Below are 19,905 nucleotides of genomic sequence, written 5' to 3'. Positions count from 1 at the left end.
AGCCGGTGAGACCAGCTTTTCGGGCCCTGCCTTGGATCGTCCTGACACTGGCGCTGCTCGCCACCTATGGCAGCTGGCGGCTTTTGCAGGATTCGGTCGAAGCGCGGGCGGAACAGCGCTTCCAGCAGGAATCCGAGGCGACGCGGGAAGCTATTCTGAGCCGGCTGATGGCCTATGAGCTGGTGCTGCGCGGCGCGGCCGGCATGTTCTTCGCCTCCGAGGAGGTCACCAGCGGCGAATTCCAGACCTATGTCGGCATGCTGCGGCTACACGAGCGCTATGGCGGTGTGCAAGGCATCGGCTATGCCACGCTGCTGCGCGCTGCGGAAGTGGCGGAGCACGAAGCGCGCATTCGGGCGCAGGACTTTCCCGAATACCAAATCCACCCGCCCGGCACGCGCCCCCTTTATGGGGTCATTACTTTTCTGGAGCCCTATACCTCGCGCAATCGCCGGGCCTTCGGCTTCGATATGTTCTCCGAGCCTGTCCGCCGCGAGGCCATGGAGCGGGCGCGCGACACCGGCAGCACCGCCATCTCCGGAAAAGTGATCCTGGTGCAGGAGGATGAGGAGAACCCGCAGCCCGGCTTCCTGATGTATCTGCCGGTCTATGAAGGCGGCAGCGACCCGGTCCTGCTGGAGCAGCGCCGTGCGCAAATCCGAGGCTTCGTCTATGCGCCGTTCCGGGTTCAGGATCTGATGCGCCGCATCCGCTTCACCAGCAATACGCTGATCAGCTTCGCGATCTATGACGGCCCCGAACCGTCGCCGCAGACCCTGTTATACGAGGAACATCTGGCCAGCGCCGGGGATCAACCACGTCGCCGCACCGGCAGCCTTAGTCTCGGTGGCCGCACATGGACGATCATCTTCACCGAAAGTCAGGCGCTGCGCACCGCCACGGCCTCGGCCGCGCCATCGACGATGGCGGTCGCCGGGCTGTTCATCAGCGTGATCCTGTTCGCCATTACCTGGCTGCTGCTGCGCCTCGGCGTCGAGCGCCGGCAGGCCGAGCAGACGCTGCTTAAGGCGGAAATCCAGGTGCTGCAGGCGCAGAAGATGGAATCGGTCGGCCAGCTGACCGGCGGCATCGCGCATGATTTCAACAATCTGCTGACGGTGGTTCTGGGCAATGCGGAATTGCTGCTGGAGAAATTGAAGGATACGCAGTTGATCGCGCTGGCGGAGATGATCCGCTCGGCGGCCGAACGTGGCTCGGAGCTGACCGGCCGTCTGCTGTCCTTCGCCCGGCGCCAGCCCCTGGACCCGCGGCAGGTTGACGTGGGGGAGCTGGTCCTGGGCATGGAGGATATATTGCGCCGCAGCCTGGGCGAGCATGTCGAGCTGGAAGTCACGCCCGGCATGCAGCCCTGGAAAGCGACGATCGATCCCGCCCAGTTGGAGAACGCGCTGCTGAATCTTTGCCTCAATGCCCGCGACGCCATGCCGGGTGGCGGAAAGCTGGTCATCGATATGGTCAATGCGCATCTTGATGCGGATTACGCCCGCGACCATGCCGAGGTGGCGGCCGGCGACTATGTCATGATCGCCGTGTCCGATACCGGCAGCGGCATGCCGCCGGAGATCGCCGCCCGCGCCTTCGAGCCCTTCTTCACCACCAAGACCGAAGGCAAGGGCAGCGGCCTGGGGCTCAGCATGGTCTACGGCTTCGCGAAACAGTCGCGCGGCCATGTGAAAATCTATTCGGAGCCCGGCATCGGCACCACCGTGCGGCTCTATCTACCCCGAAGCGACAATACCGCAGAGCCGCACGAGCCGGTTTCGCCGGCCGTCGTGGAAGGCGGATCGGCGCTGATCCTGCTGGTCGAGGATGATGATCTGGTGCGCCGGAACGTCGCCGCGCAGCTCGAAGCGCTGGGCTACGACATGCTGGTGGCGCGCAATGGGCATGAAGCGCTGGACCTGTTGCGCCACAATCCGGAAATCGACCTGCTCTTCACCGACATCGTCATGCCGGGCGGGCTGAACGGCCGGCAGCTCGCCGACGCGGCGCAGCAGATCAAGCCGGGCCTGCCCGTGCTCTACACGTCCGGCTATTCGGAAAATGTGATCGTGCATCACGGCCGGCTCGACCGCGGCATGCACCTGCTGAACAAGCCCTATGGCCGGCGCGAACTCTCGATCAAAATCAGGACCGCCCTCGGCCGCGATTAGCCGGGGCGGACAGCCTGGCCTTTCAGCAGCTTCCGCAGCTTTTCGACCTTCGGGGTCGAGACGGCGCGGATATAGGGCTGGTTGGGGTTCCGCGCGGCATAGCCGTGGTGATAATCCTCCGCCTCATAGAACGCGGTCAGCGGCTCCAGCGTGGTCTCGATTGGCGCGTCGAACAGGCCGTCGCGCTCGATCTGGCGGATATAGGCCTCCGCCACCTGGCGTTCGCCCGCATTGGCGTAAAAGATGGCGGAACGGTATTGCCGGCCGATATCGGCGCCCTGGCGGTCCTTCTGCGTCGGATCGTGGGCGATGGAGAAGAACAGCTTCAGCAGCCGGCCATAGCTGACGCGCGTCGGATCATAGGTGATCTCGATAACCTCGGCATGATCGGTGGCGCCGGTGCAGACGGTGCGATAATCCGCCGTCTCCGCCGTGCCGCCGGCATAGCCGGGCCGCAGCGACAGCACGCCCTCCAGCTCGGCATAGACCGCTTCCGTGCACCAGAAGCAACCGCCGGCCAAAACCGCCTTGGCTGGCGGCGGAGCGGGGGGCAGATCCTGCTCCGGATCGGGGAAACTCCAGGGATCGATCGTCAACGCCATCTTGCACCTCAATCGCCAGGGGGTACCCGGATATAGGCTGCGCGCGGCCGGCTTTACAGGGTCACAGCGAGAATTGCAGCTTCACCTGGGTGCCACGGCCGCTATTGGCGTATTGCAGGGACGAGCCCAGATTGCCGGCCATCGCCTTCACGATACGGCTGCCCAGGCCCGTGCCGCGCGGCAGGCCCTCGCCATCCCAGCCCACGCCGTCATCCTCCACCGCCAGCAGCGCCGTATTGCCGCCATCGCGGCGGAAGCCGACGCGAATCTGCCCCGTGGGCTTGCCGTAATAGGCGTATTTGCAGGCATTGGTGACCAGCTCGTTCACGATCACGCCGATCGAGACCGCCTTGTCGGTCGGCACCGCCAGATGCTCCACATCCAGGCGGATATCGAACGTGCCGGAGGCCTTCATCGACACCCGCAGCTCCTCGATCAGGCCGCGCAGATATTCGTCGATCTCGACGAAGCGCACATCCTCCGAGGTATAGAGCCGGCGATGGATGCCGGCGATGGCGGAAATCCGGGTCTGCGTCTCCTCCAGCGCGTTGCGCGCCGCCGTATCGTCGATGGCGGATGCCTGCATGCGCACCAGCGCGGCGACCAGCGCCAGGCTGTTGGCGACCCGGTGATTCACCTCGCCCAGCAGGATTTCCGCACGGTCGCGCGCCTCGCGCACCTCACGCTCCGCGGTCGCTTTCTCACGCTCCAACCGGGCCTGCACCAGCGCCTGCTCGACGGCGCTGGCCAGCAGCTCCAGAAATTCGTCGGCCACCGTCTTGGGCACATAGTCGGCCGCCCCCGCCTTCAGCGCATTGACCGCGATCCGGGTATCGGCCGAACCGGTGACATAGACCACCGGCGGCGCCAGCTCCCACGCGCCCAGGCGGGCCAGCACATCCATGCCGGTGCCGGTCGGCAGATGATGGTCCAGAATGACGACGTCGATATTCCCGCGCATCAGCCGCGTCAGCCCTTCCTCCCCGGTCGTCACATGCTCGACCGTATAACCGCGCCGGCCCAGCACCCGTTGCGCCAGGCGCACCAGGGCGGGATCGTCGTCGATATAGAGGATGCAGATCGGCTTGTTAGGCATGGGGTCAGTCGGTCTCCGGAACCTGCATCACCGCGAAGAACAGGCCAAGCTGCCGGATCGCATGGGCGAAGCTGTCGTAATTCACCGGCTTGGTGATGTAGACATTGGCGCCCAGATCGTAGCAGCGCTGGATTTCCCGGCTGTCGTCGGTCGTGGTCAGCACCACCACCGGGGAGCGCTTGGTGTGCTGGTTGCTCTTTACCTTCTGCAGGATATCCACGCCGGTCATGTCCGGCAGGTTCAAATCCAGCAGGATCAGCAATTGCTGGCCCGACTGCACCTCGCCCGAGCCATCGGCGCCGAACAGGAACTTCAGCGCGTCGGTGCCGTTGACGAAGGGGATGATCTCGTTATTCACCCCGGCCCGGCGGATGTTCCGCTCGATCAGGCGGGCATGGCCCTCGTCATCCTCGATCATCACGATGGTGACGGGCTTGGCGTCTTGACTCATGAATTTCTGCTCCCCAACGCCGCCCGCAGATCGCGCGGCAGATTGATCTTGAAACTGGTGCCCTTGCCGAATTCCGACTCAAGCGCGATGTCGCCGCCAAGGTTCCGCACCATGGTGCGGACATGGGCAAGGCCGATGCCCTCGCCCGGCTGATCCTGCGAGCCGGCGCGGCGGAACAGCTCGAACACGCGGTCATGATCCTGCTGGGCGATGCCACGGCCATTATCCGCGATCTCCAGCTCGATCGTATTGTCGATCGCCGGCCGGGCGACGATGCTGATGCGCAACGGCCGCTGCGCATCGCGATATTTCACGGCATTGTCGAGCAGATTGCCGATCACCTGTTCCAGCGACAGCCGGTCGGAGATCATGGTCGGCACGGCGATATCGAGAGACACCTCGCCATCCGCCTCGGTGATCTGGTGCTGCACATTGGCGGACGCCTGTTCCAGCATCGCGTTCAGCTCGATCAGCTCCGGCTTCAATTGCCGGCGGCCCTCCCGCGACAGCTTCAGAATGGCGTTGATTAGCCCATCCATCTTGCGGGTGGAGGAACGGATGAATTCCAGCGCCTCCGGCATGTCCGCGTCGGCGGCCGTCTTCACCTCGGCGAAGGCCGGGTCGTCCTCGCGCCCCTCGACGGTGGCGACATAGGCCTGCAAGCTGGCCAGGCTGGTTTCCAGCTCGGCCGTGAAACCCATGATGTTGACCAGCGGCGCGCGTAGATCGTGGGTGACGATATAGGCGAAGCGCTGCACTTCCTCATTCGCCCGCGCCAGGTCGGCGGTGCGCTCCTTCACCCTTTTTTCCAGCTCGATATTCAGCTGCTCCACCTGCTTGCGCGCATTGCCCAGCTCGCGGGTATAGAGCAGCACCATCCAGATCGCGCCCAGCACCACGGCGGCGATGATCACAGCGCCGAAGATGGTCGTCCAGCGCAGCAGGGAGGCGCTGGATTGCTGCGCCGAGGCCTCCTCCGACACCCGCTGTTCCATGGCCCGCTGCATGTCGCTCAGCAGCTGGCGCAGATTGTCCATCAGCAGCTTGCCCTGGTCGGTCTCGATCAGCCGCATGGCGTCGGCGCGGCGGCCGTCGCGGGCCAGGCTCACCGTATCCCTCATTTCCGCCAGCTTGGTCGTCACCAGCGTCTCGACTTGGCTCAGCGTCGGCTGGATTTCCGGATAGGCGTCCATACGCTCCCGAAGCCGTTGCAGCAACGGCTCGATCTCCGCTTTCCCCTCTTCATAGGGCGCCAGATACGGCTCATCGCCGGTCAGCAGGTAACCACGCTGGCCGGTCTCCATATCCTGCAACCTGGACAGTAGGGAGGCCACCATGTTGCGCGTATCGCGGGCAAGCAGCACATTGTCGTAATAGCTCTGGGTGCGCTCGAACAGCAGCAGATTCGTCGCCACGATGCCCAGCAGGGCTGCTACTCCGATCAAGAGGAACAGGGCTGAGGAACGTACAAAGGCGATGCTGGAAATCGGCATTCAAACCTGGCCAAGCTGTAAGCGAGAACATCAATGCCGCAAATAGCATTGGACGGCTATCGAAATCATTCTAATTAAAGTTGATTGAGGTGCCTGAAGCAGGCTGACAAATGCCGCGATAACCTGATGTTACGAGTTTCCCGGCAAGACATGAGCATAGTGGCATGGCGGCAGGGGCGGCGCGGAAAGGCGGGCGGGGTTCATGACTCTTCAGGACGAGGCGTTTTACCGCCGGCTGATCGCGTCGCTGCCAGGCCATGCCGTCTGCCGGATCGACGGTGAAGGCCGGTTGCGCGATTGGTCGGACCCGACGGGGGAAGCGACAGGCTTCGCGGCTCCGGCCTTGGAGGGGGCGCCCTTCGCCACATTGTTCGAACCGGCGGCGCAGCGCGGCGGCGTGCCTGCCCGGCTGCTGCACCGGGCGCGAATGCAGACTGAGACTGGGACGAGTGGGCTGGAGACCGAACTGCGGTTCCGCCGGCCCGATGGCGCCAGGGTCGCCGTACAGGCGGCGATACGGGCGCTGCCGGGCCAGGATGAGCTTGGCGCGCTGTTCCGGTTGATCGACCCCCTTGTCGAGGCGCAGCACCTGCAGGCCCGCCGCATGGCGGTGCTGGGCCGGCTGACCGCCGGGATGATCCATGATTTCAACAACCATCTGACAGCGATCATCAGCGCCGCCCAACTCGCCCAGCGCCGCAAGACGCCGGAGCAGACCGCCCCGCTGATCCAGATGATGCACGATACCGCCTTGCGCGGCAGCAAGCTGACCCGCCAATTGCTGAATTTTGGCCGGCGCGACGCGGGCGGCCCCGCCCCGGCGGAGATCGGCGAGGTGCTGGAGGATTGCCTGGCGTTCCTGCGGCCCTCTCTCGGCAAGGACGCCACCATCGAACTGTCGATGTCCGGTCCGGTTCGGCCCGCCGCCATAGAGCCGGACGAGATGCAGCTCGCCCTGCTCGAAACGGCCTACGCGCTGGAAGCGCTGATGCCGGATGGCGGAACGCTGCGCCTCGGCGCATGGGATTGCGCCGAATCCCCGGACGGATTCTCCGGGCCGGCGGTGGCGGTCTCCCTCGCCGCTACTGGCATCGATATGTCGGAAGATGTTGCCCTCCCCCAGATCGCCGCCGAGCGGCTCGGCGGTTTGGCAACGCGCCGCCGGACAGCGCCGGGAGCGGTGGAAATGACCCTGTTCCTGCCGGCCGAGGCCACTTAGGCGGATAACGCGCCCTCGGTCAGGCGGTCGACCCGCTCCAGCAGCGCCTCGACTTCGAACGGCTTCAGCACGATCTCCATTCCCGGCGTCAGGGCCTTTGAGAGGCTGGCATCGGCAAAGCCCGTGGTCAGCAGAATCTTGATATCGGGCCAGCGCTCTTGCGCGGCCAGGGCCAGCCGATGGCCATCCAGGCCGGGCATGCGCACATCCGCGATCAGCACGTCGATTCGCGGCGCTTCTTGCAGCAGGCGCAGACCGGTCTGGCCATCCGCGGCGTCAAGCACGCGATAGCCTTGTTCGGTCAGCATCTCCACCACGAGGTCGCGGATGATGAACTCATCCTCCACCACCAGGATCACGGTTTCCATCGATCCGCGACCCACCTGTTTCTGTTCAGACATGGACCCCTTCTGGCCCCCTTTATAGCCGCTTAGCCGCGCCGCCCCCGGCGTCGCCAAGCCCCTAATATCCCCACCGCGATTTTGTTCCCGCCGGCCCGTAATTTTTTTTCCCGCCGGGCCAGCAAACGTTTTAGCACTATAGACGGCGCATTATTAAGGGAACGGTGATACAAAAACCACCGTCTCGAAAGCCGCCATCTACCCTGCGGGCGGCAGAACCAGATTGTCGATTAGCCGGGTCTTGCCGATCCGTGCCGCCAGCGACAGCAGCGCCCCCGCCGCGCCGATCCGCTCCAGCTCCGCCAAACTCTCCGGATGGGCGGCGCTGACATACTCGACGACAGCCATCGGCTCGCCCGCCAGAACGGCGCGCATGGCCTGGCGCAGCGCGTCCGCCTCGCGCTCGCCAGCCTGGAACAGCGCTTCGGCGGCCCGCAAGGCGCGGATCAGAATCGTGGCCGCCTGCCGCTCGGCCGGGGCCAGATAGGCGTTGCGGCTGCTCATCGCCAGCCCGTCGGCCTCGCGCACGGTCGGGCAGACGACAATCTCGGTCGGCATGTTCAGATCGCGCACCAGCTTGCGCACCACCACGCATTGCTGCGCGTCCTTCTGGCCGAAATAGGCGCGCGTCGGCTGGGTGATGTTCAAAAGCTTGGCGACCACCGTGGCCACGCCGTCGAAATGGCCGGGCCGCACCGCCCCTTCCAGCATCGTCGTCACCCCGCCCACGGCGATGCGGATGTCGAAGCCGGGCGGATACATCGCCTCCACCCGGTCGGGTGCAAATACGAAGTCGCAGCCCTCGGCGCGCAGCAATTCCAAATCGCGCTCCAGGCTGCGCGGATAGGTGGAGAAATCCTCGTTGGCGGCGAATTGCGTCGGGTTCACGAAGATAGTGGCCGCCGCTGCACCGCATTCCGCCTTGGCCCGGCGCACCAGGCTCAGATGCCCCTCATGCAGGAAGCCCATGGTCGGCACCACGCCCAGCGCCGGCACGCTGGCGCGCAGCGCGCGGAATTCCTCGACGGTACGGGCGATCTGCATGGACGTGGCTCCCGCTCAGCCCTTCAGGGCGGCCAGCGCCGCGTTCAGCGCCTCCGGCTCCATCTTCGCGCTGTTGGCGGCGGTCGGGAAGCTGCGCTCGGCGACCTCGCCGGCATAATCCTTAAGCGCCGTCTCGATGGCCGCGCCAATCTCCGCATAGCGCTTGGCGTGGCGCGGCGACTTATCGCCATACAGGCCCAGCAGATCGTGCCACACCTGCACCTGACCGTCGCAATGCACGCCCGCGCCGATGCCGATGGTGGGAATCTCCAGCCGCTGGGTCACCGCCTCGGCCAGCGCCGCCGGCACCAGCTCCAGCACGATGGCGAAGGCCCCGGCTTCCTGCAGCGCCAGCGCGTCGGCGATCAGCGTCGCCGCTTCGTCGGCCTGCTTGCCCTGCACGCGGATGCCGATCTGATTCTCCGATTGCGGGGTATAGCCCAGATGGCCCATCACCGGCACGCCCAGTTCGGTCAGCCGGCGCACGGCGGAAACGATGGGGGCACCACCCTCCAGCTTCACCGCCTGCACGCCAGCCTGCTGCATCAGCCGCTGCGCGGCGGCGACGGCGTGCTCCGGCGTGGCGTAGGTGAGGAACGGCAGGTCGGCGACGACCAGCGCCTGCGTGCTGCCGCGCACAACGGATGCGGCATGACGCACGATATCGTCCAGCGTCACCGGCAGGGTGCTGGGATGGCCATGGACCACCATGCCCATGGAATCGCCGACTAGGATCATCGGTATGCCGGCCCGGTCGACAAGCTGCGCCGCCGTATATTCATAGGCGGTGATCATCGGGATCGCGACGCCGTCGCGCTTCATTTTCTGGATGTCGCGAATCGTCGTTCGCATGGCATTCCCCCGGTGGTTCTTCTTTGATCGCATGGCTCTTCTGGCCGAACGGCACCGTAGCCCGCGACCATATCGGGGGTCAATCGACTGTTCGCAGGTGCGAAAAGCGCCTGTTGCATGGCTGCGCTGTCCATCGTTTCGCTGGCATGGCGTCTCGCCTGTCTGACGATTTTTCTGGACGATGCCGCAAGGCAGCGAAACACTAAGCAACCGTCGCGCGCTGCTCTGCGCTGTTTCCCGGAACGCCGGCTTTCGGCGACGAGAGTGATCATGTCCCAAACAGATATTCTGGTGTCCTTCCAGGGCGTCCAGAAGACCTATGACGGGGAAAATCTGGTCGTAAAGGATCTCAACCTCGATATCCGCCGGGGGGAGTTCCTGACCCTGCTGGGACCGTCGGGATCGGGCAAGACCACGTCGCTGATGATGCTGGCCGGCTTCGAGACGCCGACCCGCGGCGACATCGTGCTGGAGGGCCGTAGCCTGGCGAAGCTGCCGCCGCACAAGCGCGACATCGGCATGGTGTTTCAGAATTATGCGCTGTTCCCGCATATGAGCGTGGAAGAGAATGTCGGCTTCCCGCTGTCGGTGCGTGGCCTGAGCCGCGCCGAGCAGCGGGAGCGGGTGGCGAAGGCGCTCGACATGGTGCGGCTGGACGGCATGGCGCAGCGCCACCCGGCGCAGCTCTCCGGCGGTCAGCAGCAGCGCGTGGCGCTGGCCCGCGCCCTGGTGTTCGAGCCGAAGCTGGTGCTGATGGACGAGCCGCTGGGCGCGCTGGACAAGCAGCTGCGCGAGCATATGCAGATCGAGATCAAGCATATCCACGAAAGCCTGGGCGTCACCGTCGTCTACGTCACCCACGACCAGTCGGAAGCGCTGACCATGTCGGACCGGATCGCCGTGTTCAATGACGGCATGATCCAGCAGATCGACGCGCCGGAGGCGGTGTACGAATCGCCACAGAACAGCTTCGTCGCCCATTTCATCGGCGAGAGCAACGCGCTGCACGGCCGCATCGAGCGCATCGAGGGCCAGGATTGCGCGGTGCGCCTGGAGGATGGCGCGGAAGTGCGCGCGCGGGCGGTGAACGTGGCCGGCGCCGGCAGCCGCACCAGCCTGTCCTTCCGGCCGGAGAAGGTGCATCTGGCCCCGGCTTCCGAGCTCTACCCCAACGCGTTGCCGGCGCAGGTGCGCGAGACGATCTATCATGGCGACCATGTGCGCATCCGCCTGGCGGTCGCCGGCAACGAGGAATTCATGGTGAAGATGCGCTTCCGCGCCGACCGGCCGATTCCGCGCGCCGGGGAGCGGCTGGAGATCAGCTTCGCCATCGCGGATTGCCTGGCCCTGGACCCACTGGACAAGCCGGTCCGCGCCTTGGCCGAAGCCTCCTGATCTGACGACAGGGAAAGGGGCCCTTTGCGGGCCCGATAACAGGGAGAAGAAAGATGAAGCAAACCGGTAAGTTGATGATCGGCACGCTGGCGACAGCGCTGCTGGTCGGCACGATGGGAATGGCGCAGGCGCGCGATCTCACCGTCGTCTCCTGGGGCGGCGCCTATCAGGCGGCGCAGAAGGAGGTCTATTTCGAGCCGTTCAAGAAGGCCAGCGGCCTGCCGCTGCTCGACGAGAGCTGGGATGGCGGCATCGGCGTGCTGCGCGCCAAGGTGGAAGGCGGCAACAATACCTGGGACGTGGTCCAGGTGGAATCCGAGGAGCTGGCGCTGGGCTGCGAGGAAGGGCTGTACGAGACCATCGATTATTCCAAGATCGGCGGCAAGGACGCCTATATTCCGGCCGCCGTGCATGAATGCGGCGTCGGCGCCATCGTCTACAGCTTCGTCATGGGCTATGACCGCGACAAGCTGAAGGACGGGCCGAAAAACTGGGCCGATTTCTTCGACACCAAGAAATACCCCGGCAAGCGGGCGCTGCGCGCCGGCCCGAAATCCACCTTGGAGTTCGCGCTGATCGGCGACGGGGTGAAGCCGTCCGAGGTCTATAAGGTTCTGGGCACGCCGGAAGGGGTGGACCGCGCCTTCAAGAAGCTGGATTCGATCCGCAACGATCTGATCTTCTGGAAGGCGGGCGCGCAGCCGCCGCAGCTTCTGGCCTCCGGCGAGGTGGTGATGACCTCGGTCTATAACGGCCGCATCGACGCCGCGAACAAGACCGACAAGCGCAATTTCGGCACCGTCTGGAACGGCAGCCTGTTCACCCTGGACACCTGGGTGATCCTGAAGGGCACGCCGAACAAGGACGCCGCCTACAAGCTGCTGGACTTCATCGGCAAGGCGGAGAACCAGGCCAAGCTGCCGGTCGCCATCGCCTATGGCGTCACCAACAAGGGGGCGAACAAGCTGATCGACCCGGCCCGGCTGAAGGATCTGCCGACCGCCGACGAGAATATGGCCAATGCGGTGGTCATCAGCGACGAGTTCTGGCTGGAGAATGTCGACCGGCTGACCGAGCGCTTCAACAAATGGGCAGCGGTGAACTGATCGCCTTCCACCCGGCGGGCGCGGATCACGCGCCCGCCGTTCCCGACCGCAATATCAGAGTTTCATGAGCATTGCCGCAACCGGGCTGAAAGCCGAGCTGCGCCGCGCCGAGCGGGCGCGCAAGCGGCGCGCCTTCCTGCTGGTGCTGCCGCTGCTGCTGTTCCTGATCGTCACCTTCGTGATTCCGATCGGCGACATGCTGCGGCGCAGCGTCCACGATACGGAGCTGGCCGGCGTGTGGCCGCGCGTGGCCCAGCAGATCGGGGATTGGGAGAATCGCAGCCGGCTGCCCGACGAGGCGCTGTTCGCCGCCCTTGCCGCCGACCTGGCGGAAAGCCGCGAGAACCGCTCGCTGGCGACCGCCGCACGGCGGCTGAACTATGCCATCGATAATGGCCGCTCGCTGGTGTTCGGCACCGCGCGCAAGCTGCCCGACAGCGCCGGGAGCTGGAAGCAGGCCATCATCGAGGCCGAGCCGCGCTGGGGCGATGTCGAGCTGTGGGGCGCGGTCGCCCAGGCCAGCGGCCCGCTGACCGGTTTCTACCTGCTGCAAGCGCTCGACCTGAAGCGCACCGCCGGCGGCGATATCGTGTCCGTGCCGTCGAACCAGGCGGTCTATGTCGATATCCTGCTGCGCACTTTCACCGTATCGCTGGTCGTCACGCTGCTCTGCCTGGCGCTGGGCTTCCCGGTCGCCTATCTGCTGGCCACCCTGCCGACGCGGCTGGCCAACCCGCTGATGATTCTGGTGCTGCTGCCCTTCTGGACCTCGCTGCTGGTGCGCACCGCCGCCTGGATCGTGCTGCTGCAAGAGCAAGGATTGGTGAACGAGGCGATGATCTGGCTGGGGCTGATCGACCAGCCGGTGCGCCTGATCTACAACCGGATCGGCGTCTATGTCGCCATGACGCATGTGCTGCTGCCCTTCATGATCCTGCCGCTCTATGCGGTGATGAAGGGCATTTCGCCGGCCTATATGCGCGCCGCCACCTCGCTGGGGGCCAGCCCCACGCGGGCCTTCGTGAAGGTGTATCTGCCGCTGACCGCGCCGGGCATCGCCGCCGGGGCGCTGCTCGTCTTCATCCTGGCGCTGGGCTACTACATCACGCCGGCGCTGGTTGGCGGGGCCGCCGACCAGATGATCAGCTATTTCATCGCCTTCTATACCTCCGACACGGTGAATTGGGGCATGGCCGCCGCCCTTGGCGCGGTGCTGCTGACGGCGACGCTGATTCTCTACGCGCTCTATAACCGCCTGTCCGGCAGCGCCGGCATGCGGGTCGGCTGAGGGAGACGCCGATGCATAACCGCACGGGGGAAGAGAAAATCTGGACCGCGCTGCTCTATGGCGTCTCCGGCCTGGTGCTGTTCTTCCTGATGGCGCCGATCCTGGCGATCATCCCACTCTCCTTCAATTCCAGCACCTTCCTGACCTATCCGCTGGAGGGCTTCTCGCTGCGCTGGTACCGGGAATTTTTCGCCAGCGACTCATGGCTGCGGGCCTTGAAGAACAGCTTCATCATCGGCGGCGCCTCGGCGGTGCTGGCGACAGCGCTGGGCACGCTGGCCAGCCTGGGGCTGGCGCGCACGAACTTCCCCGGCAAGGGGCTGATCATGGCACTGGTGCTCTCCCCGATCATCGTGCCGCTGGTCATCACCGGCGTCGGCTTCTACCTGTTCTTCGCGCCGATGGGGCTGACCGCCACATATCCCGGCCTGATCCTGGCCCATACGGCCTTGGGCGCCCCCTTCGTGGTGATCACCGTCAGCGCGACCCTGCAGGGGTTCGATTTGAACCTGCTGCGCGCGGCAGCCAGCCTGGGGGCGCACCCGGTGACCGCGTTCCGCCGGGTGACCCTGCCGCTGATCGGCCCGGGCGTGGCCTCGGGCGGGCTGTTCGCCTTCGCCACCAGCTTCGACGAGGTGGTCGTGGTGCTGCTGGTCGCCGGGCCGACGCAGCGCACCTTGCCGCGCGAGATGTTCTCCGGCCTGCGCGAGAATATCAGCCCGACCATCACCGCCGTCGCCACCATCATGATCCTGGTGTCGCTGGCGCTGCTGGCAACGCTGGAATTGTTGCGCCGTCGCAACGAACGCCTGCGCGGGGCGAAGCACTAAAGGAAGATCAGCACCGCCGCGGCGTACAGCACGAACACGCCCTGCATGAAGTACATGTTGTGGCCGAAGGCCAGCCGCCGAGCCGGCACGCCGAACAGATTGGCGCAGATCAGGAAGGCCAGCGAGCCCATCGCCGACATGGTGCCATAGGCCCAGCCCAGCAGCCCGGCCAGGCCGAGGGCCGCCAGATGCAGCGCATCGGGCATGCTGGGGCCGAACAGGGTGAGGAACACGCTGGTCGGCACCGCCATATGCAGCCCCAGCGACGACACCAGGGCGATGCCCGCCAGCGAGACGACGATCAGCGCCGCCGGGCCCAGCACCTCGGTCGCGTGGTGGATCAGCGCGTTCACCTCCGGCGTCGCGGTCACGCCGGCGGCGAAGCACAGGGCCGACATGAAGACCGCGATCTCATTGTCGAAGCTGGCGACGGTCTGGCGGATCATCTTGGTCATGGTCTGGCCGCGCCCCTTGGCCGCCGGCACCAGCATCGGCGACAGCAGCGCCACGCCCAGCGCGAAGACCGGCACGATCAGGATCGCCGCCTGCACCGTGCTCATGCCGCCGGCGAATACCAGCGTCAGATTGGCGATGACGATCAGCCACACCGGCAGCAGCACGTTCCACAAGGCCACCCAGAAGCTCTTCGGCAGGCTGCGCGGCAGCCTGGCCTGGCCGATCAGATGCGGAATCGCCATCAGCGCCGCGCAGAGCAGGAATCCCGCCCCCATCAGCAGCGGCAAATCGATGCCCGGCAGCGAAGCGGTAACGATGCCCATCGCCACGGTGAAGGGGGAGAAAAATACCGCGAAGGCCAGGCCGCGCATCGCCCAGCTTGCGGCGTCCAGCCGGATTTCGTCGTCCGGCTCGCGCGACACGAAAGGGGCGATAACGCTGATCGCGCCAATCGCCAGCGGCAGCGAGAATATGGCGGACAGAAGCTGCAGCGCGCCGCGCTTGGCCTGCAGGCGGAAGGCGATGAAGCTTTCCTGCACCGCCGGCATGGAGGGCGAGGTCTGCACGATGGCGCGCAGCAAATGCAGGCAGCCCAGAAAGGCGACGAAGCGGGCCGCATTCTCCGCCCCCGCCAGCCCGGCCTGCCAATTGCCGGTGCGCGCGATCATCAGGAAGGCAGAGCCGCCGAACACGATGACCGCGAACCGGGCATAGCCGCGCCGGGTGGCGCCGGCCCACAGGCCGACCGCGATCGCCACGAAGGCGGCGGCCATGATCGCCGGCCGCCAGCCGGTCAGCGCATCGGTCGCGGCCAGCAGCCAGAGCAGGAAGATGATCAGCGGGATGATTCGACGGTTGATCGATGCTATCGCGCCGTCACTCATCGCCCCTGCCAATCCTTGCCGTGTCCCGAAGGGCGCATAATGCACGGCGCGCAGACGATTCTACCTTGAGAATATCGCGCCCCTTGCATGCAGGGGCGGGCATCAGCCCCCGGCGACGCCCTGGGTGTTCACGTAGAGCGCGTAGATCGACTGGCTGGCGGCCATGAACAGCCGGTTCCGCTTCAGTCCGCCGAAGCAAACATTGGCGCAGCGTTCCGGCAGGGCGATGCGGCCGATCTTCGTGCCGTCCGGCGCGAAGACCAGCACGCCGTCCAGCGCCGCCGTGCCCATGCCCCAGCCGCACCAGAGATTGCCGTCGATATCGCAGCGCATGCCGTCCGGCGTGCCGCCCGGCCCGGCATCGATATGCACCCGCTTGCCGGAAATGCCGCTGCCGTCGGCCGAAACATCGTAGGCCAGGATCTTGCGATAGGGCACGCCGCGCGATTCGACGACATACAGGATCGACTCGTCCGGCGAGAAGCACAGCCCGTTCGGCCCCAGCACATCGTCGGCCACCACGCTGGCCTGCCCGGTCTGGCCATCGATGCGGTAGACCGCGTGGCCCAGCTCCGGCTCCGATTTGTGGCCCTCATAATCCCCCAGAATGCCGAAGGGCGGATCGGTGAACCAGATCGAGCCGTCCGACTTCACCACCACATCGTTGGGCGAGTTGAGACGCTTGCCCTGCCAGTTATCCATCAGCACGGTGATGCGGCCGTCATATTCGGTGCGGGTGATGCGCCGCCCGCCATGCTCGCAGGTGATCAGCCGGCCCTGCCGGTCGCGGGTATGGCCGTTGGCATGGTCCGACGGCTTACGATAGAGGCTGACCTGCCCGGTCTCCTCCTCCCATTTCAGGATGCGGTTGTTCGGGATGTCGCTCCACAGCAAATAGCGTCCGTCGCCGACCCAGACCGGCCCCTCGGCCCAGCGGCAGCCGGTATAGAGCCGCTCCACCGCGGCGCTGAACAGGCGGTATTTATCGAAGCGCGGATCGAGCGTTTCGATGGCGAGGTCGGGGTAGCGCGGATGCTCGCGCCAGCCGGCGGTCATGGGGTTTTCCTGGGTCATGGGCGAAAGCCTATACCGCCCGGCCCGGCGCGGACAAGCCGGCGCGCGCATTCCCGGTTGATCCGCCCCGGCCGCGCCGCCTATGGTCCGCGCCATGGCGAAAACGCGCGAGACTTGGGATGCGGTGGTGGTCGGCGCGGGCGCGGCCGGGCTGTTCTGCGCCGCCCAGGCCGGCCGGCGCGGCCGCTCCGTCCTGGTGCTCGACCATGCGCGCGCGCCGGGGGAGAAAATCCGCATTTCCGGCGGCGGGCGCTGCAACTTCACCAATCTGCACGCCACACCGGCCAATTACCTGTCGCAGAACCCGTCCTTCTGCATCTCGGCGCTGCGGCGCTACACCCAGCAGGATTTCATCGCGCTGGTGCAGCGCCACGGCATCGCCTTCCACGAAAAGACGCTGGGGCAGCTCTTTTGCGACGGCCCCTCGACGCAGATCATCGACATGCTGCTGGGCGAGATGCGCGCCGCCGGGGCCGAGCTGCGGCTGGGCGTCTCCGTATCGGCGGTGGAGCGCCAGGGCGAGGGGTTCGACCTCACCCTGTCGGACGGCGCGCGGCTCGCATGCGCCTCGCTCATTGTCGCCAGCGGCGGCAAGTCGATCCCGAAGATGGGCGCGACCGGCTGGGGCTACGACCTTGCCCGACGCTTCGGCATCGCCGTCACCGAGACCCGGCCGGCCCTGGTGCCGCTGACCTTCGAGCCGCAGATGCTGGCCCGGCTGAAGCCGCTCTCCGGCGTCTCGGTGGAGGCGGCGGTGTCCTCGGGCAAAACCACCTTCCAAGAAGGGCTGCTGTTCACCCATCGCGGCCTCAGCGGCCCGTCGATCCTGCAAATCTCCTCCTACTGGCGCGAGGGCGGCGAGATCGCGGTGCGCCTGCTGCCCGGCCTCGATCTGTACGAGGCGCTGCGCGCCGCCCGCGCCGAGAATGGCCGCCAGGCCCCGCAGACCGCGCTGGCCGCCCATCTGCCGAAACGCCTCGCCCAGCTGCTGGCCGAGGAGGAAACTTCCCTGGCACCGGCCAAGACCCTGGCCGACCTCTCCGACAAGCGCCTGCGCCGCCTCGCCGCCGCCGCCCAGGATTGGCGCGTCGCCCCGGCCGGCAGCGAGGGCTACCGCACCGCCGAGGTCACGCTGGGCGGCATCGACACCGCCGAGCTGGACTCCAAGACAATGCAGGCCAAGAGGGTGCCCGGTCTGTTCTTCATCGGCGAAGTTGTTGATGTGACGGGATGGTTAGGAGGGTATAATTTTCAGTGGGCCTGGTCGTCGGGATGGGTAGCAGGCCAGGTGGCATAACATCACCGATCCGCGAGAATCGGCGCTATCCTCAACGCACCCGATTCCCCTCCAGTCGTTGATCTGCCACAATCCATCCCTATCTGGATGCAATCATGTCAATCACTCGCCCGCAGGAGCGCTCCCCCCTACGATGAAGACTCTACTCGGAACCGAAGAGGTTAAGGCCGCGTATCGGCGGTATGCGGCCGTGTATGACCGGTTGTTCGGGGCGGTGTTCGAACCGGGGCGGAAGGCGGCGGTGGCGGCGGTGAACACGCAGCCGGGTCAGCGAATCCTGGAAGTCGGCGTCGGCACCGGCCTGTCGCTGCACCAGTACCGGGCGGATGCCGAGGTGCATGGCATCGATATTTCGGCCGAGATGCTGGAGAAGGCGCGCGAGAAGGTGGAGATGCGCGGCCTCGCCCAGGTGAAGGGCCTGATGGAGATGGACGCCGAGGCGATGTCCTTCGCCAATGACAGCTTCAATTGCGTGGTCGGCATGTATGTCGCCTCCGTGGTCGGCGATCCGGCCCGCATGATCGCGGAGATGCGCCGGGTCTGCGTCGAGGGCGGCGACATCCTGTTCGTGAACCACTTCGCCTCCGACCACCGACTGCTGCGCGGCTTCGAGAAGGCGGTGTCGCCGCTCGCCACGCAGATCGGCTTCCACCCGGATTTCGAACTGCAGACCCTGCTCGACCTGGCGGAGCTGGAGCTGGTGCGGGTGCAGCCGGTGAACATGTTCGGCTATTGGCGCCTCGTGCATTTCCGCAACCGCGCGGCCCCGGCGACGAACGCGACCCGCCAGCTGGGCTATCAGGGCGGCTACAAGCTGGCCACCAGCCCCTCCTCGGCGGCCGAATAGCCCTCTAGGCGCGCACCCGCCAGCACAGCAGCCCCATCAGCGCGAGCTGACCGGCAACCGCGCAATAGACCAGCGCGTAGCTGCCGGTCAGCGTCACCCCCCAGGCGAACAGCAGCGGCCCGGCCACCGATCCGGTAAAGCCGAACAGGGCGGCGGCCGAGGTTACGTCGCTGACCCGGCCGGACGGGGCCAGGCGCGCCACCTCCGCCATATGAATGCCGTTCCAGCTGATGCCGGTGAAGCCGGCCAGCGCGACAAGCAGGTACAACAGCGGATCGCCGGGCGAGTCCGGCACATAGAGCGCCAGCGCCACCAGCGCCGCCGCCGCGACCAGCGCCTGGACCGACAGATGGCGCATCGAATCGCCCAGCCGGTCGGCCAGCCAACCCAGGACGATCCGCGCCACCAGGTTCGAGCCCTGCAGCACCGCCGCCACCATGCCGCCCTGCGCCAGGGTGAAGCCGTGGCGCGTCACCACATAGGTCACCAGGAAGGCCGTCAGGCAGGCTTGCAGGATGGCGAAGGCCACGCCCAGCGCGGTCAGCATCGGCAGCGCCTGATGGCCCTTCAGCAGGGCGATGGAGCGCACCACCGTGCGCCAGGACAGCAGGGCGCGCACCCAGTCGAACCGCCGTGTCGCCGTCTGCTCGTCGTCCAGCGCCCTGCGCGTCGGCTGCACCGCCAGGATGGCCAGAAGGCTGACGCCCACCGCCAGCCCGACCGCCGCCTCCAGCCCGTAGGTCGCCGCCAGCGGGGCGATCACCAGGCCGGACAGCGCCGCCCCCAGCGGCACGCCGGCCTGCTTCAGCGAGAAGATCAGCACCCGGTGGCCCGGCGGCGCGGTGCGGCTTAGCGTCTGGCTGCCGGCCGGGCTGTTGGTGCCGTAGCCGAAGCCCAGCACCAGCGCGCCCACCACCGCCAGCGGCCACCAGCCATAGCCGATGCCGGCGAAGCCCAGCGCGCACAGGATCAGCCCGATCTGCAACAGCCGGATCGCGCCGAAGCGCTCCAGCATCGGCCCGCCGCCGGCCAGGAACCAGCAGATGCCGCCCGACATAATCGAGGAGAGATAGCCGATGGTCTCGGCCGACACGCCGGCCCGCGCCGTCAAGAGCGGCCCGATCACCGGCACGGAGAACAGCAGAAACGCCCCCACGGCCTGAATCGTGAAGGTCGCGGCAAGCGCGGTCGCCCAGATCGGCACTGACGATTCCCTCCGGCGGCGTCTCGCCCGTCATGGCGCGGGCGTTGACTCCAGCAAAGCCCAGCGGCCCGGCCGGCGCAAGCACCCGGAACGCGGCGCAGGGTTGTCTCCCTCCAGCCCCTCGCCCCGGAAGAGGATAGGGGAATGCGGTACAGCGTCCGCTTGCCGCCTTGTCCTTCGAGACGCCGCTTC

The 19,905-nt window shown here is 66.4% G+C and carries 18 protein-coding genes; 8 read left to right on the top strand and 10 right to left on the bottom strand.

Translation table 11 applies throughout. The features are described 5' to 3' along the window. Positions 1-5 precede the first annotated feature (5 nt). Entirely contained in the window at positions 6-2,174 is a 2,169-nt protein-coding gene (locus AUP43_RS11200) for a CHASE domain-containing protein (protein ID WP_067556731.1), read from the top strand. Here AUP43_RS11200 and msrA read toward each other — a convergent pair. From msrA to AUP43_RS11180, 4 genes are all read right to left on the bottom strand, one after another. Continuing rightward, a complete protein-coding gene (msrA, locus tag AUP43_RS11195; RefSeq protein WP_084462739.1) occupies positions 2,171-2,776 on the bottom strand; it encodes a peptide-methionine (S)-S-oxide reductase MsrA in 606 nt (201 codons plus the stop codon). The two genes, AUP43_RS11200 and msrA, sit on opposite strands and share 4 nt — an antisense overlap. A gap of 61 nt (positions 2,777-2,837) precedes the next feature. After that, on the bottom strand, positions 2,838-3,872 hold the full coding sequence (locus tag AUP43_RS11190) for a histidine kinase dimerization/phosphoacceptor domain -containing protein (protein WP_067556729.1): 1,035 nt from the start codon (positions 3,870-3,872) through the stop codon (positions 2,838-2,840). A gap of 4 nt (positions 3,873-3,876) precedes the next feature. After that, positions 3,877-4,323, bottom strand: coding sequence for a response regulator (locus AUP43_RS11185; RefSeq protein ID WP_067556726.1), 447 nt, complete (start codon positions 4,321-4,323; stop codon positions 3,877-3,879). Then, complete coding sequence (locus AUP43_RS11180) at positions 4,320-5,816, bottom strand: sensor histidine kinase (RefSeq protein ID WP_067556722.1); 1,497 nt, start codon at positions 5,814-5,816, stop codon at positions 4,320-4,322. Before AUP43_RS11180 ends, AUP43_RS11185 begins: the two co-directional genes overlap by 4 nt. A 202-nt stretch (positions 5,817-6,018) precedes the next feature. Here AUP43_RS11180 and AUP43_RS11175 point away from each other — a divergent pair, with 202 nt between their 5' ends. After that, positions 6,019-7,035 (top strand): histidine kinase dimerization/phospho-acceptor domain-containing protein, encoded by a 1,017-nt coding sequence (locus AUP43_RS11175; RefSeq protein ID WP_067556719.1) that lies wholly within the window; start codon positions 6,019-6,021, stop codon positions 7,033-7,035. On the opposite strand, the gene AUP43_RS11170 is transcribed toward AUP43_RS11175, so the two are convergent. From AUP43_RS11170 to panB, 3 genes are all read right to left on the bottom strand, one after another. Beyond that, positions 7,032-7,436, bottom strand: coding sequence for a response regulator (locus AUP43_RS11170; protein WP_157089324.1), 405 nt, complete (start codon positions 7,434-7,436; stop codon positions 7,032-7,034). The two genes, AUP43_RS11175 and AUP43_RS11170, sit on opposite strands and share 4 nt — an antisense overlap. Positions 7,437-7,634: 198 nt before the next feature. Then, positions 7,635-8,480, bottom strand: coding sequence for a pantoate--beta-alanine ligase (gene panC, locus AUP43_RS11165; RefSeq protein WP_067556714.1), 846 nt, complete (start codon positions 8,478-8,480; stop codon positions 7,635-7,637). Positions 8,481-8,495: 15 nt separating this feature from the next. Continuing rightward, positions 8,496-9,332, bottom strand: a complete 837-nt coding sequence (gene panB / locus AUP43_RS11160) for a 3-methyl-2-oxobutanoate hydroxymethyltransferase (RefSeq protein ID WP_067556711.1) — start codon at positions 9,330-9,332, stop codon at positions 8,496-8,498. 270 nt (positions 9,333-9,602) lie between these two features. On the opposite strand from panB, the gene AUP43_RS11155 reads away from it, so the two are divergent. From AUP43_RS11155 to AUP43_RS11140, 4 genes are all read left to right on the top strand, one after another. Further along, complete coding sequence (locus AUP43_RS11155; protein WP_067556708.1) at positions 9,603-10,727, top strand: ABC transporter ATP-binding protein; 1,125 nt, start codon at positions 9,603-9,605, stop codon at positions 10,725-10,727. A gap of 53 nt (positions 10,728-10,780) precedes the next feature. Then, positions 10,781-11,833, top strand: coding sequence for an ABC transporter substrate-binding protein (locus tag AUP43_RS11150; RefSeq protein WP_067556706.1), 1,053 nt, complete (start codon positions 10,781-10,783; stop codon positions 11,831-11,833). Positions 11,834-11,897: 64 nt separating this feature from the next. Further along, positions 11,898-13,121 carry an ABC transporter permease gene (locus AUP43_RS11145; protein ID WP_067556703.1) on the top strand — a complete coding sequence of 408 codons (1,224 nt, stop codon included), beginning with the start codon at positions 11,898-11,900 and terminating at the stop codon, positions 13,119-13,121. 11 nt (positions 13,122-13,132) lie between these two features. Continuing rightward, positions 13,133-13,951, top strand: a complete 819-nt coding sequence (locus tag AUP43_RS11140; protein WP_067556701.1) for an ABC transporter permease — start codon at positions 13,133-13,135, stop codon at positions 13,949-13,951. On the opposite strand, the gene AUP43_RS11135 is transcribed toward AUP43_RS11140, so the two are convergent. Continuing rightward, positions 13,948-15,291 (bottom strand): hypothetical protein, encoded by a 1,344-nt coding sequence (locus AUP43_RS11135; protein ID WP_067556698.1) that lies wholly within the window; start codon positions 15,289-15,291, stop codon positions 13,948-13,950. The genes AUP43_RS11140 and AUP43_RS11135 overlap by 4 nt on opposite strands. A gap of 102 nt (positions 15,292-15,393) precedes the next feature. Beyond that, on the bottom strand, positions 15,394-16,347 hold the full coding sequence (locus tag AUP43_RS11130) for an SMP-30/gluconolactonase/LRE family protein (RefSeq protein ID WP_198154885.1): 954 nt from the start codon (positions 16,345-16,347) through the stop codon (positions 15,394-15,396). Positions 16,348-16,459: 112 nt separating this feature from the next. Between AUP43_RS11130 and AUP43_RS11125 the strand changes: the two genes are divergently transcribed. Beyond that, positions 16,460-17,662, top strand: a complete 1,203-nt coding sequence (locus tag AUP43_RS11125) for a BaiN/RdsA family NAD(P)/FAD-dependent oxidoreductase (RefSeq protein ID WP_067556741.1) — start codon at positions 16,460-16,462, stop codon at positions 17,660-17,662. Between the two features lie 190 nt (positions 17,663-17,852). Beyond that, a complete protein-coding gene (locus tag AUP43_RS11120; protein WP_232315065.1) occupies positions 17,853-18,509 on the top strand; it encodes a class I SAM-dependent methyltransferase in 657 nt (218 codons plus the stop codon). A gap of 4 nt (positions 18,510-18,513) precedes the next feature. Here the strand turns inward: AUP43_RS11120 and AUP43_RS11115 are convergent, their stop codons facing one another. Further along, positions 18,514-19,713 (bottom strand): MFS transporter, encoded by a 1,200-nt coding sequence (locus tag AUP43_RS11115; protein ID WP_067556688.1) that lies wholly within the window; start codon positions 19,711-19,713, stop codon positions 18,514-18,516. Positions 19,714-19,905 lie beyond the last annotated feature (192 nt).

Origin of the sequence: Oceanibaculum pacificum (genome assembly GCF_001618175.1) — a bacterium.
GTDB lineage: Bacteria > Pseudomonadota > Alphaproteobacteria > Oceanibaculales > Oceanibaculaceae > Oceanibaculum > Oceanibaculum pacificum.
The sequence above is the reverse complement of the archived record's forward strand: the minus strand, read 5'-3'. Positions and strand labels throughout refer to the sequence as shown.

Excerpts from the sequence above, each read along its gene's own strand:
- msrA (WP_084462739.1), bottom strand. The coding sequence starts at position 2,776 with ATGGCGTTGACGATCGATCCCTGGAGTTTCCCCGATCCGGAGCAGGAT.
- AUP43_RS11190 (WP_067556729.1), bottom strand. The coding sequence starts at position 3,872 with ATGCCTAACAAGCCGATCTGCATCCTCTATATCGACGACGATCCCGCC.
- AUP43_RS11185 (WP_067556726.1), bottom strand. The coding sequence starts at position 4,323 with ATGAGTCAAGACGCCAAGCCCGTCACCATCGTGATGATCGAGGATGAC.
- AUP43_RS11180 (WP_067556722.1), bottom strand. The coding sequence starts at position 5,816 with ATGCCGATTTCCAGCATCGCCTTTGTACGTTCCTCAGCCCTGTTCCTC.
- AUP43_RS11175 (WP_067556719.1), top strand. The coding sequence starts at position 6,019 with ATGACTCTTCAGGACGAGGCGTTTTACCGCCGGCTGATCGCGTCGCTG.
- AUP43_RS11170 (WP_157089324.1), bottom strand. The coding sequence starts at position 7,436 with ATGTCTGAACAGAAACAGGTGGGTCGCGGATCGATGGAAACCGTGATC.
- panC (WP_067556714.1), bottom strand. The coding sequence starts at position 8,480 with ATGCAGATCGCCCGTACCGTCGAGGAATTCCGCGCGCTGCGCGCCAGC.
- panB (WP_067556711.1), bottom strand. The coding sequence starts at position 9,332 with ATGCGAACGACGATTCGCGACATCCAGAAAATGAAGCGCGACGGCGTC.
- AUP43_RS11155 (WP_067556708.1), top strand. The coding sequence starts at position 9,603 with ATGTCCCAAACAGATATTCTGGTGTCCTTCCAGGGCGTCCAGAAGACC.
- AUP43_RS11150 (WP_067556706.1), top strand. The coding sequence starts at position 10,781 with ATGAAGCAAACCGGTAAGTTGATGATCGGCACGCTGGCGACAGCGCTG.
- AUP43_RS11145 (WP_067556703.1), top strand. The coding sequence starts at position 11,898 with ATGAGCATTGCCGCAACCGGGCTGAAAGCCGAGCTGCGCCGCGCCGAG.
- AUP43_RS11140 (WP_067556701.1), top strand. The coding sequence starts at position 13,133 with ATGCATAACCGCACGGGGGAAGAGAAAATCTGGACCGCGCTGCTCTAT.
- AUP43_RS11135 (WP_067556698.1), bottom strand. The coding sequence starts at position 15,291 with ATGAGTGACGGCGCGATAGCATCGATCAACCGTCGAATCATCCCGCTG.
- AUP43_RS11130 (WP_198154885.1), bottom strand. The coding sequence starts at position 16,347 with ATGACCGCCGGCTGGCGCGAGCATCCGCGCTACCCCGACCTCGCCATC.
- AUP43_RS11125 (WP_067556741.1), top strand. The coding sequence starts at position 16,460 with ATGGCGAAAACGCGCGAGACTTGGGATGCGGTGGTGGTCGGCGCGGGC.